The 13824-nt window shown below is 71.0% G+C and carries 11 protein-coding genes and 1 tRNA gene; 6 read left to right on the top strand and 6 right to left on the bottom strand.

Annotated elements, in window-relative coordinates:
* The first annotated feature begins 273 nt into the window (after window positions 1-273).
* On the top strand, window positions 274-1653 hold the full coding sequence (locus HB370_RS17135; protein WP_078637680.1) for an NAD(P)/FAD-dependent oxidoreductase: 1380 nt from the start codon (window positions 274-276) through the stop codon (window positions 1651-1653).
* Between the two features lie 220 nt (window positions 1654-1873).
* Window positions 1874-3166: a cyclopropane-fatty-acyl-phospholipid synthase family protein gene (locus HB370_RS17130; RefSeq protein ID WP_030788161.1), complete on the top strand. Its 1293-nt coding sequence runs from the start codon at window positions 1874-1876 to the stop codon at window positions 3164-3166.
* A gap of 78 nt (window positions 3167-3244) precedes the next feature.
* Here the strand turns inward: HB370_RS17130 and HB370_RS17125 are convergent, their stop codons facing one another.
* The gene (locus HB370_RS17125) at window positions 3245-5773 is read right to left on the bottom strand and encodes an ABC transporter permease (protein ID WP_030788158.1); all 2529 of its coding nucleotides are present in this window, start codon (window positions 5771-5773) and stop codon (window positions 3245-3247) included.
* Window positions 5773-6543 carry an ABC transporter ATP-binding protein gene (locus tag HB370_RS17120; protein WP_030788155.1) on the bottom strand — a complete coding sequence of 257 codons (771 nt, stop codon included), beginning with the start codon at window positions 6541-6543 and terminating at the stop codon, window positions 5773-5775. Before HB370_RS17120 ends, HB370_RS17125 begins: the two co-directional genes overlap by 1 nt.
* A gap of 415 nt (window positions 6544-6958) precedes the next feature.
* On the opposite strand from HB370_RS17120, the gene HB370_RS17115 reads away from it, so the two are divergent.
* The 3 genes from HB370_RS17115 (at window position 6959) to HB370_RS17105 (ending at window position 9484) form a co-directional block, all read left to right on the top strand.
* Window positions 6959-7042 (top strand) — tRNA-Leu (locus tag HB370_RS17115).
* A 260-nt stretch (window positions 7043-7302) separates the two neighbouring features.
* Entirely contained in the window at window positions 7303-8478 is a 1176-nt protein-coding gene (locus tag HB370_RS17110; protein WP_030788152.1) for a 4-hydroxybenzoate 3-monooxygenase, read from the top strand.
* A 148-nt stretch (window positions 8479-8626) separates the two neighbouring features.
* A complete protein-coding gene (locus HB370_RS17105; protein WP_030788150.1) occupies window positions 8627-9484 on the top strand; it encodes a Bax inhibitor-1/YccA family protein in 858 nt (285 codons plus the stop codon).
* 58 nt (window positions 9485-9542) lie between these two features.
* On the opposite strand, the gene HB370_RS17100 is transcribed toward HB370_RS17105, so the two are convergent.
* Entirely contained in the window at window positions 9543-9773 is a 231-nt protein-coding gene (locus HB370_RS17100; protein ID WP_030615555.1) for a DUF4287 domain-containing protein, read from the bottom strand.
* Between the two features lie 99 nt (window positions 9774-9872).
* On the opposite strand from HB370_RS17100, the gene HB370_RS17095 reads away from it, so the two are divergent.
* On the top strand, window positions 9873-10184 hold the full coding sequence (locus HB370_RS17095; protein ID WP_078637679.1) for a hypothetical protein: 312 nt from the start codon (window positions 9873-9875) through the stop codon (window positions 10182-10184).
* Window positions 10185-10254: 70 nt separating this feature from the next.
* Here HB370_RS17095 and HB370_RS17090 read toward each other — a convergent pair whose 3' ends face one another.
* The 3 genes from HB370_RS17090 to HB370_RS17080 all read right to left on the bottom strand — a co-directional run bounded on the left by HB370_RS17090 (window position 10255) and on the right by HB370_RS17080 (window position 13712).
* Window positions 10255-11049 (bottom strand): hypothetical protein, encoded by a 795-nt coding sequence (locus tag HB370_RS17090; protein ID WP_037702551.1) that lies wholly within the window; start codon window positions 11047-11049, stop codon window positions 10255-10257.
* 290 nt (window positions 11050-11339) lie between these two features.
* Window positions 11340-12560 (bottom strand): acetyl-CoA C-acetyltransferase, encoded by a 1221-nt coding sequence (locus HB370_RS17085; protein WP_030788142.1) that lies wholly within the window; start codon window positions 12558-12560, stop codon window positions 11340-11342.
* Window positions 12561-12692: 132 nt separating this feature from the next.
* Entirely contained in the window at window positions 12693-13712 is a 1020-nt protein-coding gene (locus tag HB370_RS17080) for an SGNH/GDSL hydrolase family protein (RefSeq protein ID WP_030788139.1), read from the bottom strand.
* Between the last annotated feature and the right edge of the window lie 112 nt (window positions 13713-13824).

Genomic DNA, 13824 nt, shown 5'->3' with positions numbered 1-13824 from the left:
CGGGGCGTTAACGGCCGTTTGAACATGTTCAGATGAAGGGCGCGAACGGGCCCTGGAGGAGGTTGTCCCGGAGGTGTCACGACACGCTCACGACCACCCCGCGACTCCGGAGAGGCTGCTCACGCGGCCTTGACAACGGGGCGAACCGCCGCGCGGTTCCCGCCCGGCCGCATGACCTCGGTCACGCGGGTCGCGGAGTTTAACACAGGGCCTGTCGGTTCTTGTGAAGGGGCGCACGAGCGACCCCCCTGGGGCGGGTGGATACTCGATGGCATGAGCACCACGGAGCGTCCCAGGATCCTCGTAGTAGGCGGTGGGTACGTAGGCCTGTACGCAGCTCGGCGCATCCTCAAGAAGATGCGCTACGGCGAGGCGACCGTCACGGTCGTCGACCCCCGGTCGTACATGACCTACCAGCCCTTCCTCCCCGAAGCCGCCGCCGGCAGCATCTCCCCTCGCCACGTCGTCGTCCCGCTGCGACGCGTGCTGCCGAAGGCGGAGGTCCTCACCGGTCGGGTCACCACCATCGACCAGGACCGCAAGGTCGCCACGATCGCCCCGCTGGTGGGCGAGGCGTACGAGCTGCCCTTCGACTACCTGGTCATCGCCATGGGCGCGGTCTCCCGCACCTTCCCGATCCCCGGCCTCGCCGAACAGGGCATCGGCATGAAGGGCATCGAGGAGTCCATCGGCCTGCGCAACCACGTTCTGGAGCAGCTGGACAAGGCCGACTCCACGACCGACGAGGAGATCCGCCGCAAGGCGCTCACCTTCGTCTTCATCGGCGGCGGCTTCGCGGGCGCGGAGACCATCGGCGAGGTCGAGGACATGGCCCGGGACGCGGCCAAGTACTACAAGAACGTGTCCCGCGAGGACATGCGTTTCATCCTCGTCGACGCCGCCGACAAGATCCTCCCCGAGGTCGGCCCCAAGCTCGGCCAGTACGGCAAGGAGCACCTGGAGAGCCGGGGCGTGGAGATCTACCTCTCCACCTCCATGGACTCCTGTGTCGACGGCCACGTGGTGCTGAAGAACGGCCTTGAGGTCGACGCCAACACCATCGTGTGGACGGCCGGCGTCAAGCCGAACCCGGCCCTCGCCCGCTTCGGCCTGCCCCTCGGCCCGCGCGGCCACGTCGACTGCGAGCCCACGCTCCAGGTCAAGGGCACGGACTACATCTGGGCCGCCGGTGACAACGCACAGGTCCCGGACCTCGTCGGCCGCAAGGCGGGCAACGAGAACGCCTGGTGCCCGCCGAACGCCCAGCACGCGCTGCGCCAGGCCAAGGTCCTCGGCGACAACGTGGTCTCCGGTATGCGGGGCTTCCCGCAGAAGGAGTACGAGCACGCCAACAAGGGCGCCGTCGCCGGCCTCGGCCTGCACAAGGGCGTGGCGATGATCGTCATGGGCAAGATGAAGATCAAGCTCAAGGGCCGTCTCGCCTGGTACATGCACCGTGGCTACCACGGTCTGGCGATGCCGACCTGGAACCGCAAGATCCGGATCTTCGCCGACTGGACCCTCGGCATGTTCCTCAAGCGCGAGGTCGTCTCCCTCGGCGCCATGGAGAACCCGCGCGAGGAGTTCTACGAGGCCGCCAAGCCGGCGCCGGTCGCCGCCGCCAAGCCGGAGGAGAAGGCCAAGGCCTCCTGACCTCCCGGTCACCCGTTCCGAGCCCGAAGGGGCCGCCTGCCATCCGTGGTGCGGGCGGCCCCTTCGGGCTGTCCGGCACCCAAGTGCCGCCGGGCGGGGGGCTTCTGACGCGTACCTGCTTTTTACCCAGTCACAACACGGCGTGGGGACTACGGCCGGGCCCCGCGTGTGTTTACGTGGTGTTGGCATTCCGGGATCGTCCGTCACGGAGGTGTGCGTCATGGCCGACGCCGCGCAGCGGCTGAGGAGTCTTGCCGAACAGGTGCTGGGAGCCCCGCTCCCGGTGCGGCTGAGGGCCTGGGACGGATCGCAGGCCGGCCCGCCGGACGCGCCGGCACTCGTGGTGCGCAACCGCCGCGCCCTGCGCCGGATGCTCTTCAAACCCGGTGAACTGGGCCTCGCCCGCGCCTGGGTCTCCGGTGACCTGGACGTCGAGGGCGACCTGTACACCGTGCTGGACGCGATGGCCGGCCTGATCTGGGAGCGCGGCGAGGACGCCCGCACCCTGCGCCAGGCCGTGCGCGACCCCGCCGTCCGGGCCGCCGTCCGCGACCTGCTGAAACTGGCCGGCCCGCCGATCCCGCCCACCCCGCCGCGCGAGGAGATGCGCAGACCCCGCCGGCACCTGCACACCCGCCGCACCGACAAGCGGGCCATCAGCCACCACTACGACGTCGGCAACGACTTCTACGAGATCGTCCTCGGCCCCTCCATGGTGTACTCCTGCGCCTACTGGGAGCAGGACGGCACCCTGGAGACCGCCCAGCGCGACAAGCTCGAACTGATCTGCCGCAAGCTGGGCCTGAAAGAGGGTCAGCGGCTGCTCGACGTCGGCTGCGGCTGGGGTTCCATGGCCATCCACGCGGCCCGCGAGCACGGGGTGAGCGTCGTCGGGGTCACCCTGTCGCAGGAGCAGGCCACCTACGCCCGCAAGCGCGTCGCCGACGCGGGGCTGACCGACCGGGTGGAGATCAGGGTCCAGGACTACCGGGACGTCGTGGACGGCCCCTACGACGCGATCTCCTCCATCGGCATGGCCGAACACGTCGGCGCCGAACGCTACCTGGAGTACGCCCGCCAGCTGTACGCCCTGCTCAAGCCCGGCGGCCGGCTGCTCAACCACCAGATCGCCCGCCGCCCGCAGCGCGACGAGTCGGCGTACGAGGTGGACGAGTTCATCGACGCCTACGTCTTCCCCGACGGCGAACTCGCCCCCGTCGGCACCACCGTCACCCAGCTGGAGCGGGCCGGGTTCGAGGTCCGGGACGTGGAGTCCATCCGCGAGCACTACGCCCGCACCCTGCGCCGCTGGGTGGCCAACCTGGAGGACGACTGGGACCGCGCGGTCCGGCTCACCAGCCCGGGCCGGGCCCGGGTGTGGCGGCTGTACATGGCCGCCTCCGCGCTCGCCTTCGAACGCAACCGGATCGGTGTCAACCAGGTCCTCGCGATCCGCACCCCCGTCTCCGGCGCCTCGGGGCTTTCGCTGCGGCCCCGCACCTGGCACGGCTGACCGCCCGCACCGGACAGCCGGTACGCACGGCAAAGGGGGCCCCTTCCCGAGGGGCCCCCTTCACCGTCGTACGACCGGTTACTCGGCCTTGATCGCCGTGAGCATGTTCAGCCGGGCCGCGCGGCGGGCCGGCCACAGCGCGGCCAGGACGCCGACCGCGCCCGCCAGCAGCAGGAAGACCGTCATCCGGCCCCACGGCAGGATCAGCTCGTACGTCGGCAGCTTCGTGGCCATCAGCTCGCCGGCCGCCCAGCCGAAGAACACGCCCAGGGAGAGCCCCAGCACCCCGCCGAACAGGGAGATCACCAGGGACTCCAGGCGGACCATCCGCTTGACCGCCCGGCGGTCCAGACCGATCGCGCGGAGCATGCCGATCTCCTGCGCGCGCTCGAAGACGGACATGGCCAGCGTGTTGACGACGCCGAGCACCGCGACGATCACCGCCATGCCGAGCAGGCCGTAGACCATGTTCAGCACCTGCGTGAACATCTTGCCGATCTCACGGGAGATGTCCTGCTTGTCCTGGATCTTGATCGCCGGGTTGACGCCGAGGGTCTTCACCAGCCCGTCCCGGGCCGCGTCGGACGCGCCGTCCGCCATCTTGACCATGACCTGCATGTCGGCCGGGTCGGCCAGGTGCGGGGTGAGCACCTTGTTGTCGAGGATGATCCCGTTGAGCATGTCGTTGCCCTCGTAGACCCCGGCGACGGTCAGCCGGCGGGCCGCGCCGTCCTCGAAGTGCGCGGTGAGCTGCGAACCGGGCTTCCAGCCGTGCTCCTTGGCCCGGTCCTCGTCCACGACGATCCGCGTGCCGCCCACCGTGAAGGAGCCGTCGGTCACCTTCAGGTCGGTCAGCTTGTTGATGGCCGCGCCGTCGACGCCGGTCAGCCACTGGGTGCCGCCGTCGATGCGGGACTCGCCGTTGCGCAGCGGGCTGCTGGCGGTGACCCCGTCGGCGGCGGCGAGCTTCTTCGCCACGTCGGGGGAGAGCGGGCCGCGGTTGGCCATCGAGACGACGTAGTCGGCGCGGATCGCCGAGCTGGCCATCCGGTCGATGGACGTCTGCAGGCTGCCCGCCATCACCGTCATGCCGGTGATCAGGGTCAGGCCGATCATCAGCGCGGAGGCGGTGGCCGCGGTACGGCGCGGGTTGCGCACCGAGTTCTGGCGGGCCAGCTTGCCCGACACCCCGAAGGCGCGCAGCACCGGCGCCGCGGCGGCGATCAGCGGGCGGGACAGCAGCGGCGTGAGCACGAACACGCCGATGATCAGCAGGACCGCGCCGATGCCCATCGGGCCCTGGGCGGCGTCGGCGTCCATGTTCGTGGCCATGAGGACCACCGCGACGCCGGCCGCCGAGAACAGCGCGCCGAGGGTGTTGCGCAGCACCAGGGACTTGGTGGTGGCCTGGGCGTGCAGGCTGCTCATCGCCGCCACCGGCGGGATCTTCGCGGCCCGGCGGCCGGGCAGCCAGGCGGCCAGCACGGTGACGAGGATGCCGACCGCGAGGGCGGCCACCACCGTGCCGGGGCTGACCACCAGCGGCCCGTCGGGCACGGTCTCGCCCAGGGAACCCAGCAGGGAGCGCAGGCCGGCACCGATGCCGATGCCGGCGACCAGACCGGCCACGCCGGCGACCGTGCCGACCGCGAACGCCTCGACGAGCACCGAGCGGGTGACCTGGCGGCGGGAGGCGCCGACCGCCCGCAGCAGGGCCAGCTCACGGGTGCGCTGGGCGACCAGCATGGTGAAGGTGTTGGCGATGATGAACGTGCCGACGAACAGGGCGATGCCCGCGAACACCAGCAGCATCTGCTTCATGCCGCTCATGGCCTCGGCGATCGCCGTCGCCTGGTCGTCGGCGAGCTGCTCGCCGGTGGTGGTCTCCACCAGCTCGGCGGGCAGGGCCTTGTCCAGCGCGGACTTCAGCGCCTCCTGGCTGGTTCCGGCCGCCGCCCGCACGTCGATCTCGTCGTACGTGCCCTTCTTGCCGAACAGGGCCTGTGCGGTCGGCGTGTCGAAGAGGGTGAGGCTGCCGCCGGCGGCCACGTTGCCGTCGTCGGTGGTGAAGATGCCGCTGATGGTGGGGGTGAGGACCGGGCCGTCGACGGAGAGGCGCACGGTGTCGCCGACCTTGAAGCCGGCCCGCTTGGCCGTCGCGGAGTCGATCAGCACCTCGCCCTTGCCGCGCGGGGCGTGGCCGCTGACCAGGGGGTAGCGGGGGTCCTCGGTGCCCCAGTAGTTGCCGCCGGCCGACTGCCAGTCACCGCCGACGAGTTCGCCGTCCTTGCCGGCGACGGCGGTGAAGCCGGTGACGACACCGGTGGCGGAGGCGGCCCCGGGGACCTTGGCGGCCCGGTCGAGCAGCGCCTGGGTCAGTTCGGGCGTCTTGCCGACCCGATTTCCCTTGGAGTCCTGGTACTTGGGCTGTACGGCGACGTCGACCTGGTCGAAGCCCTTGGCGGAACTCTTCTGGTAGGCGTCGGAGAGGGTGTTGGTGAAGACCAGCGTCCCGGAGACGAACGCCACGCCGAGCATGACGGCGAGCACGGTCATCAGCAGCCGGGCCTTGTGCGCGAGGACGTTGCGCAGGGCGGTGCGGAACATCAGCTGGTACGGCCCTTCGCGTCGAACTGCTTCATCGTGTCGAGGACGGACTCGGCCGTGGGGCCGTACATCTCGTCGACGATCCGGCCGTCGGCCAGGAAGATCACCCGGTCGGCGTAGGCGGCGGCCACCGGGTCGTGGGTCACCATGACCACCGTCTGGCCCAGCTCTCGCACGGAGTTGCGCAGGAAGCCGAGGACCTCGGCGCCGGAGCGGGAGTCCAGGTTGCCGGTGGGCTCGTCGCCGAAGATGATCTCGGGCCTGGAGGCGAGGGCTCGGGCCACGGCGACGCGCTGCTGCTGGCCGCCGGACAGCTGGGAGGGCCGGTGGCCGAGGCGCCCGGACAGACCCACCATCTGGATGACCTGATCCAGCCACGCCTTGTCCGGCTTCCGCCCGGCTATGTCCATCGGGAGGGTGATGTTCTCCAGCGCGGTCAGCGTCGGGAGCAGGTTGAACGCCTGGAAGATGAAGCCGATCTTGTCCCGGCGCAACTTGGTGAGCTGCTTGTCCTTCAGGGAGCCCAGTTCGGTGTCACCGATCCGCACGGACCCGGAGGAGAAGGTGTCCAGACCGGCCACGCAGTGCATCAGCGTGGACTTGCCGGAACCGGACGGACCCATGATGGCGGTGAACTCGGCGGCCCGGAAGTCGACGGAGACCCGGTCCAGGGCGACCACCCGGGTCTCACCCTGCCCGTAGATCTTCGACAGCTCCATGGCGCGCGCGGCGACGGCGGTGGTCCGGCCGGCGGTGGGTGTGGTGGTCACGGGACGGTGCTCCTACTCGGGACGACGTGTTTCCTGGGGACCGTTCCATCGTCCCGGCGCGGTGTGCGCCTGGAGTCAGACGCTGTTCCGGTTCCGGGGGGCGACTGGGGTCGGACGCGGGGCCGTCGTGTCATACCTGGGGAGGACGGCCGACCCTGAGGGACCGCGGGGCGCGCCGACGGCTGTCCGGGATCTCGTTAACCGGTGGACCGGTCTTGTTCGAGCGGTGAAATTCCGTCATTTCGCGTACACGCGCCCACCTGTCACGGCAGGCTATTGGCAAGTGCGGATGGCTAGTTCCGTCCGCTGATGCCCACTCAGACGTCAATAAAATAAGACAACATCGGTCCACCCATCCGCTGTTCGGGGGATGGGTCCCGATAGGCTCGGACCCTCGATGCGGAGCCCCTGGCAAGCCCGGATGGTGGAATGCAGACACGGCGAGCTTAAACCTCGCTGCCCCTTCGCGGGCGTGCCGGTTCGAGTCCGGCTCCGGGCACTTTCCGCCTCTTGGCGCGTTTTGTACGGCTATGACCTCAGTATGAGGACGCTCCGTCGGCTTGGCCGGCTCCCTGGAAGCCCCTCCGCCGCCGGCATCCGCCCGCGACCGCTGTCACCGTATCGCCGGCCGCCGGTGTACCCCTGATCGCTCGATGCGGGCCCGACCATTGACAGTCGGGTCCGGTGAGGCCGAGACTCGCGGGCAGTTGGTGAAGGAAAGTTCACCTGGCGAACAACGTGGAGAGAAGGGGACGGTCGATGCGTACCACCGTGGGGATCATCGGGGCGGGGCCGGCCGGGCTGTTGCTCGCGCGGCTGCTGCATCGCGCCGGGATCGAGTCGGTCGTCCTGGAGAGCCGCGACCGTGCCTACGTCGAGCGGCGGCAGCGCGCCGGGATCCTGGAGCAGGGCACGGTCGACGTGCTGCGCGCCGCCGGGGCCGGGGAGCGGATGGACCGGGAGGGGCTGCGGCACGACGGGATCGAGCTGCGCTTCGACCGGCGCCGGCACCGCGTCGACTTCCCCGGGCTCACCGGCGGGCGGTCCGTGACCGTCTACGCCCAGACCGAGGTCTGCAAGGACCTCATCGCGCTCCAGCTGGAGGAGGGCGGGCCGCTGCTGTTCGAGGCCGAGGCCCTGGCGGTGGAGGGGGCCGAGGGCGACCGGCCGCGGATCCCGTTCCGGTACCAGGGGCGCGAGGACGTGCTGGAGTGCGAGTACGCCGTCGGCTGCGACGGGTTCTGGGGGGTGGCCCGCAAGGCCTTCCCGGACGGGGTCTCCCGGGTGTTCGAGCGGTCGTACCCGTACGCCTGGCTCGGGATCCTCGCCGACGTCGCCCCCTCGCACGACGAGCTCGTCTACGCCCGCCACGAGCGCGGCTTCGCCCTGCTGTCCATGCGGTCCCCGGCCGTCTCCCGGCTCTACCTCCAGGTCCCCGCGGGAACGGACGCCGGGCAGTGGGGCGACGAGGAGATCTGGGACGAGCTGGAGCGGAGACTGGAGACGGACGACGACTGGCGGCTGGAGCGCGGCCCCATCACCCAGAAGTCGGTGACCCCCATGCGTTCCTTCGTGCACGAGCCGATGCGGCACGGCCGGCTCTTCCTCGCCGGCGACGCCGCCCACATCGTGCCGCCGACCGGCGCCAAGGGCCTGAACCTCGCCGCCGGCGACGTCGTCACCCTCGCCCGGGCCCTCGTCCACGAGCGGGAGACCGGCTCCCCCGAGCTGCTCGACGCCTACTCCGCGACCTGCCTGCGCCGCGTCTGGCAGGCCGAACGGTTCTCCTACGACATGACGACCCTGCTGCACCGCGCCCCGGACGCCACCCCCTTCGACGCCCGGCTCCAGCTCGCCCGGCTGGAGCGGATCGCCTCCTCCCGCGCGGCCGAGACCGACCTCGCCGAGGCGTACACCGGGTTCCCGCTCGCCTAGCGGTACGCCCGTGGCCGGGAATCGGACGTGCGCGTAGCGTGTTGCGCAGCATGCAAGGGGAAGGATCCTCCTCAAGTATCATGGTCGGTCCTTTGCCAATCCATTACTCTTGAGCCAAGACTGCACTCGGCAGTCATGGAGGAGTGAAATGAGGAGCAGCAACCCGGTCTTCTCGCGACGGGGCTTCAGCCGCGACAACGGCTACGCCGGCTTCAACACCGCACCGCAGGCCGGGTCCGCACAGGGCAACCCGTACGCGCAGAACCCGTACGCGCAGAATCCCTACGCCCAGAACCCGTACGCGCAGGCGGACGTCCAGGCCCCGGCCACCACCGGTCGGATGACCATGGACGACGTGATCGTCCGCTCGGCCCTCACGCTCGGCACGGTCGCCATCGGCGCCGTCCTCGCCTGGGCGCTGCTGCCGGTCTCCGGCACCAGCTACGGCCTGGCCGTCGGGGCCGCGCTGATCGCGTTCGTCCTGGCCATGGTCCAGAGCTTCAAGCGCACCCCGTCGCCCGCGCTGATCCTCGGCTACGCCGCCTTCGAAGGCGTCTTCCTCGGCGTCTTCAGCGAGATGTTCAACAGCCGCTGGAGCGGAGCCCCGTTCCAGGCGGTGCTCGGCACCATGGCGGTCTCGGGCGCCACCCTGCTGATCTACAAGGCCGGCTGGATCCGGGTCACCGCCCGCTACGCCCGCATCGGCCTGTCCATCGCGATCGCCTTCATGGTCGTCATGGCGATCAACCTGCTGCTGGTCGCGTTCGGCGTCGCCGAGGACGGCGGGCTGCGCAGCTTCGGCCCGCTCGGCGCGCTCGTCGGCATCATCGCGATCGTGCTCGGCGCGTTCTTCCTGACGCTGGACTTCAAGCAGATCGAGGACGGCATCGCCTACGGCGCCCCGCGCAGCGAGTCCTGGCTCGCCGCGTTCGGCCTCACCATGACCCTGGTGTGGATCTACGTCGAGATGCTGCGCCTGGTGGCCATCTTCAGCAGCAACGACTAGCGACGGTCACGAAAAACGGCGAAGTGCCCCGGGTGACACACCCGGGGCACTTCGGCGTTCAGAGCAGCCTGCGCGCCGCCCTCCTCAGGTCGTACTCGTGCACGATCGCCTTGGCGTGGCCGTACGCCAGGTCGTACTCGTGCCGGAGCCAGCTGACCTTCTCCTCGAAGCGGAACAGGGCCGGGCCTTCTTCTACGGCACGCAGCCAGTCGGACACCTCACGACCGGTGCAGTGCGGGATACGGGCGAGCAGATTGCGGTGGGTCTCCTCGGAGAAGACGTGGGACATCGGCGCCTCCGGACACAAAGGGGATGTAAGCCGGTCCTTCACGTCACCGTGCCTGAGCGTTCGCGTATTGGCAACAGTGCGGCACGTTACGCTCGGCGGGTGGTTGATACGACGCCCTTGACCCAAGCAGTGGACCACTTCGCCGACCGGTTGCGGGCCGCGCCGCAGAGCCGGCTCCAGCGCGGCGCCGCGGCGGAGGCGCTGGCGCTGGCCCGGGAGCTGTCCGGGTGGGCCCAGCGGAAGGAATCGCCCGGTGCCGAGCCCCGCGTGATGCCGGACGCCGGGATGTTCGCCGCCGCCGACCAGATCCTGGTGGCCGCCCATGACCTCGCGGTCGTGCTGGACGGCGACGACCAGGTCGCCGAGGCGGTGCGCCTGGTGGAGGAGGCGCGGCAGCGGGCCGGGGTCTGAGGCTCCCGGCCCCTACGCCTACGGGGTTACGGGTAGTGCGAGGACTACGGGTCCTACGGGTCCTACGGGACTACAGGGACGCGATCACCCGGTCGGCCAGGATGTACACCATGTCCTCGCCGCACGCGAAGGTCAGGGTGTACGAGCCGGAGACGCCCGAGCCGCCCAGGAGGTACGGCGTCTCACCCGACTCCAGGGCCGCGGCCAGCCGTTCCGCCGTCTCCCGGTGGCCCGGGGTCATGCACAGCGTGGTGCCGTCGGCGAAGACGTAGACGTCGAGCGTGCCCAGCGGGCCGGGACGCACATCGGCGAGCCGCACCTGCCCGGCGGCCAGTTCCTCCAGGGCGGCCACCGTGCGCTCGTGGTCGCCCACGGCCGGGGACTGCGCCGGGACGAAGTCCGGGTGCGAGGGGTGCCGGCGGCGGGCGGCGGCCAGCTCCGGGGAGTCGCCCCCGGAGAAGTCCTCGGCGTCGGCGGTCGGCTCGGACACCGGCTCCAGCGACTCCAGGCCCGCGAAGTCCGCCTGCCGGGGCATGAAGAGATCACCCTCGGGCAGACCGAACAGCATCGGCGCGTCGGAGGCGTCCCGCGCCTCCTGGGCGGCCCAGAAGGCCCGCGCCTCGGCCAGCTCCCGCTCCCGCTCCTCCGCGAGCGCCTCGGCCACGGCCGCCCGTATCCGGTCGGCGTCGGCGGCGGAACGGGCGCCGGGCAGCAGGGCGCGCGCGGTGGCCGCCTGGTCGTCGGCGAGCTGCCGCTGCAACTCGGTCAGCTGGCGGCGCAGCTTCAGGACGGTGCGCAGGACGGCGACGCCCACGGCGCCGGTGGCTGCCGTGGTGAGCAGCAGGGCGATCGGCATGGCGCTCACTGACGTACTCCCGGTTCAAAGTCGACCCCCGACTTCCTACATCAGCTTGAAGGGCGGACTAACCAGCTGTCAGTGCGTAACGTCACGAATCGGACAGGACGTACGGCACACGGTTTGGCCGTGCGCCGGACTGATCGGCGCTGACCTGCGGCGATGTGTACGGCGAGCGAGATAGGTCACATCCTGGGGGAGATTGGGTCACGGAAAGGCCCAAAACCGTGGTGTTTCCCCGGTTCTGGGCCCTTCTGCGACGTACCGTGCCAGGCCCGCTACGGACCGTGGGGCACGGGTCAGCTGAGGCGCTCGATGACCATCGCCATGCCCTGGCCGCCGCCGACGCACATGGTCTCCAGACCGAACTGCTTGTCGTGCCACTGCAGCGAGTTGATGAGCGTGCCGGTGATCCGGGCGCCGGTCATGCCGAAGGGGTGGCCGACGGCGATGGCGCCGCCGTTGACGTTCAGCTTGTCGAGGTCGATGCCCAGGTCCCGGTAGGAGGGGATCACCTGGGCGGCGAAGGCCTCGTTGATCTCGACCAGGTCGATGTCGTCGATGGTCAGGCCCGCGCGCTTGAGGGCCTGCCTGCTGGCCTCGACCGGGCCGAGGCCCATGATCTCGGGGGAGAGGCCGGAGACGCCGGTGGACACGATCCGGGCGAGCGGGGTCAGGCCCAGCTCGCGCGCCTTGGTGTCGGACATGATGACGAGCGCGGCGGCGCCGTCGTTGAGCGGGCAGCAGTTGCCGGCCGTGACGAGCCCGTCGGGGCGGAAGACCGGCTTCAGCCCGGCCACGCCCTCCAGGGTGACGCCGGCGCGCGGGCCGTCGTCCTTGCTGACCACCGTGCCGTCGGGGAGGGTCACCGGGGTGATCTCGCGCTCCCAGAAGCCGTTCTTGATGGCCTGCTCTGCGAGGTTCTGGGAGCGGACGCCGAACTCGTCCATCTCCTGGCGGGTGACGCCCTTCCAGCGGGCGAGGTTCTCGGCGGTCTGGCCCATCGCGATGTACGGGTCGGGCAGCAGGCCGTCCTCGCGCGGGTCGTGCCAGGTCGAGCCCTCCTGCTGCGCGACGGCCTCGGTGCGGGCCTCGGCCTCGGCGAACAGCGGGTTGTGCGTGCCCGGCAGGCCGTCGGAGCTGCCCTTGGCGTAGCGGGAGACCATCTCGACGCCGGCCGAGATGAAGACGTCGCCCTCGCCGGCCTTGATGGCGTGCAGTGCCATGCGGGAGGTCTGCAGGGAGGAGGAGCAGTAGCGGGTGATCGTGCAGCCCGGCAGGTGGTCCATGCCCATCTGCACGGCGACGACCCGGCCGAGGTTGTGGCCCTGTTCGCCGCCGGGGAGGCCGCAGCCGAGCATCAGGTCGTCGATGTCCTTGGGGTCGAGCTCGGGGATCTTGTCGAGCGCGGCCTGGATGATCGTGGCGGTGAGGTCGTCGGGGCGCAGGTCCTTCAGGGAGCCCTTGTTCGCGCGGCCGATGGGGGAGCGGGCGGTCGAGACGATGACGGCTTCGGGCATCACGGCTCCAGTGAAAGGGGGTTGGGCAGGGCCGGTTCGGAAGTTACCCGGCCGTATGGTCCAGGTCACCGGTGTCGCGGTGTGACACTGACCGCAGTTTTCTAAGCGCTTGCTTGGCCGGGTGGGACTCGGTCACACCGACGGAGTCGCCGGCTCGGCTTCCGGGAGGCGCCGGCGGCGCCTGCGCTTGAGCAGCGCCCACGGTCCCCGCGGCCCCGCCGGCATCGCCGCCGTGACCTCCGTCCCCGCCTCCTGTGCCGCCTCGGCCGCGGCACGGGCGACCGGCAGGAAACCCTCGCGGCGCGACACGTCCGGCCGTTCCTCCTCCGCCGGCCACAGCCCCAGCGCCGCGCACACCGTCGGCAGCAGAGCCATCGCCGCCGTGGCGTACCCCTCCGCCGACGGGTGGTAGTTGTCCGGCCCGAAATACTCCCGCGGATGCGCCTCGAACTCCGGCCCGAGCAGATCCCCCAGCGACACCGTGCGCCCGCCCTGCGCCACCACCCCGATCGTCTGGGCCGCCGCCAGCTGCCGGGACGCCCGCCGGGCCAGCCACCGCAGCGGCTGCTGCACCGGCTCGATCGTGCCGAGGTCCGGACAGGTGCCGACCACCACCTCCGCGCCGGCCGTGCGCAGCCGCCGTACCGCCGTCGACAGGTGCCGTACCGACTGGGCCGGCGGCATCCGGTGGGTCACGTCGTTCGCGCCGATCATGATCACGCACACGTCGGGGACGGGCCCGGGGGCGGACAGGAGCAGCCCCACCTGACGGTCCAGGTCGTCCGACCGCGCACCGGTGACCGCCACGTTCCGCAGCTCCACCGGGCGCTCCGCCACCGCCGCCAGCCCCGAGGCCAGCAGCGCCCCCGGTGTCTGGCCCGCCCGGTGCACGCCCTGCCCCGCCGCCGTGGAGTCGCCGAGCACGGCCAGCCGCAGCGCCGGTTCGCCCGGGATCTCGTAGGCGTGCCCGTACACGCCGTCGGCCGCCGGCACCCGGCCGCTGAGCCCGTTGCCCAGCTGCCGCCGGGCCAGCCGCACCTCCGCCAGCACCAGTCCGACGACGGCGGCGCCGACCAGACCGGCCCCGCCGCCGCCGTACGCCGCCCCGGCCGCGATGCGCCGGGCCACCCGCGCCCTCGACATGCTCGTCATGCGTCGCCGCCACCTCCTCGTAGCCGTACCCACTCCTTGCCCCGTACGGACCGTGCGTCAATCTCAACGGGGAGTGAACGGCCGCGCTCGCCGCACCGCTGGCCTTAGGCTG

This window comes from Streptomyces sp. DSM 40868 (assembly GCF_011820545.1).
Lineage (GTDB): Bacteria > Actinomycetota > Actinomycetes > Streptomycetales > Streptomycetaceae > Streptomyces > Streptomyces eurythermus.
This window is presented reverse-complemented; position numbering and strand designations above follow the sequence as displayed.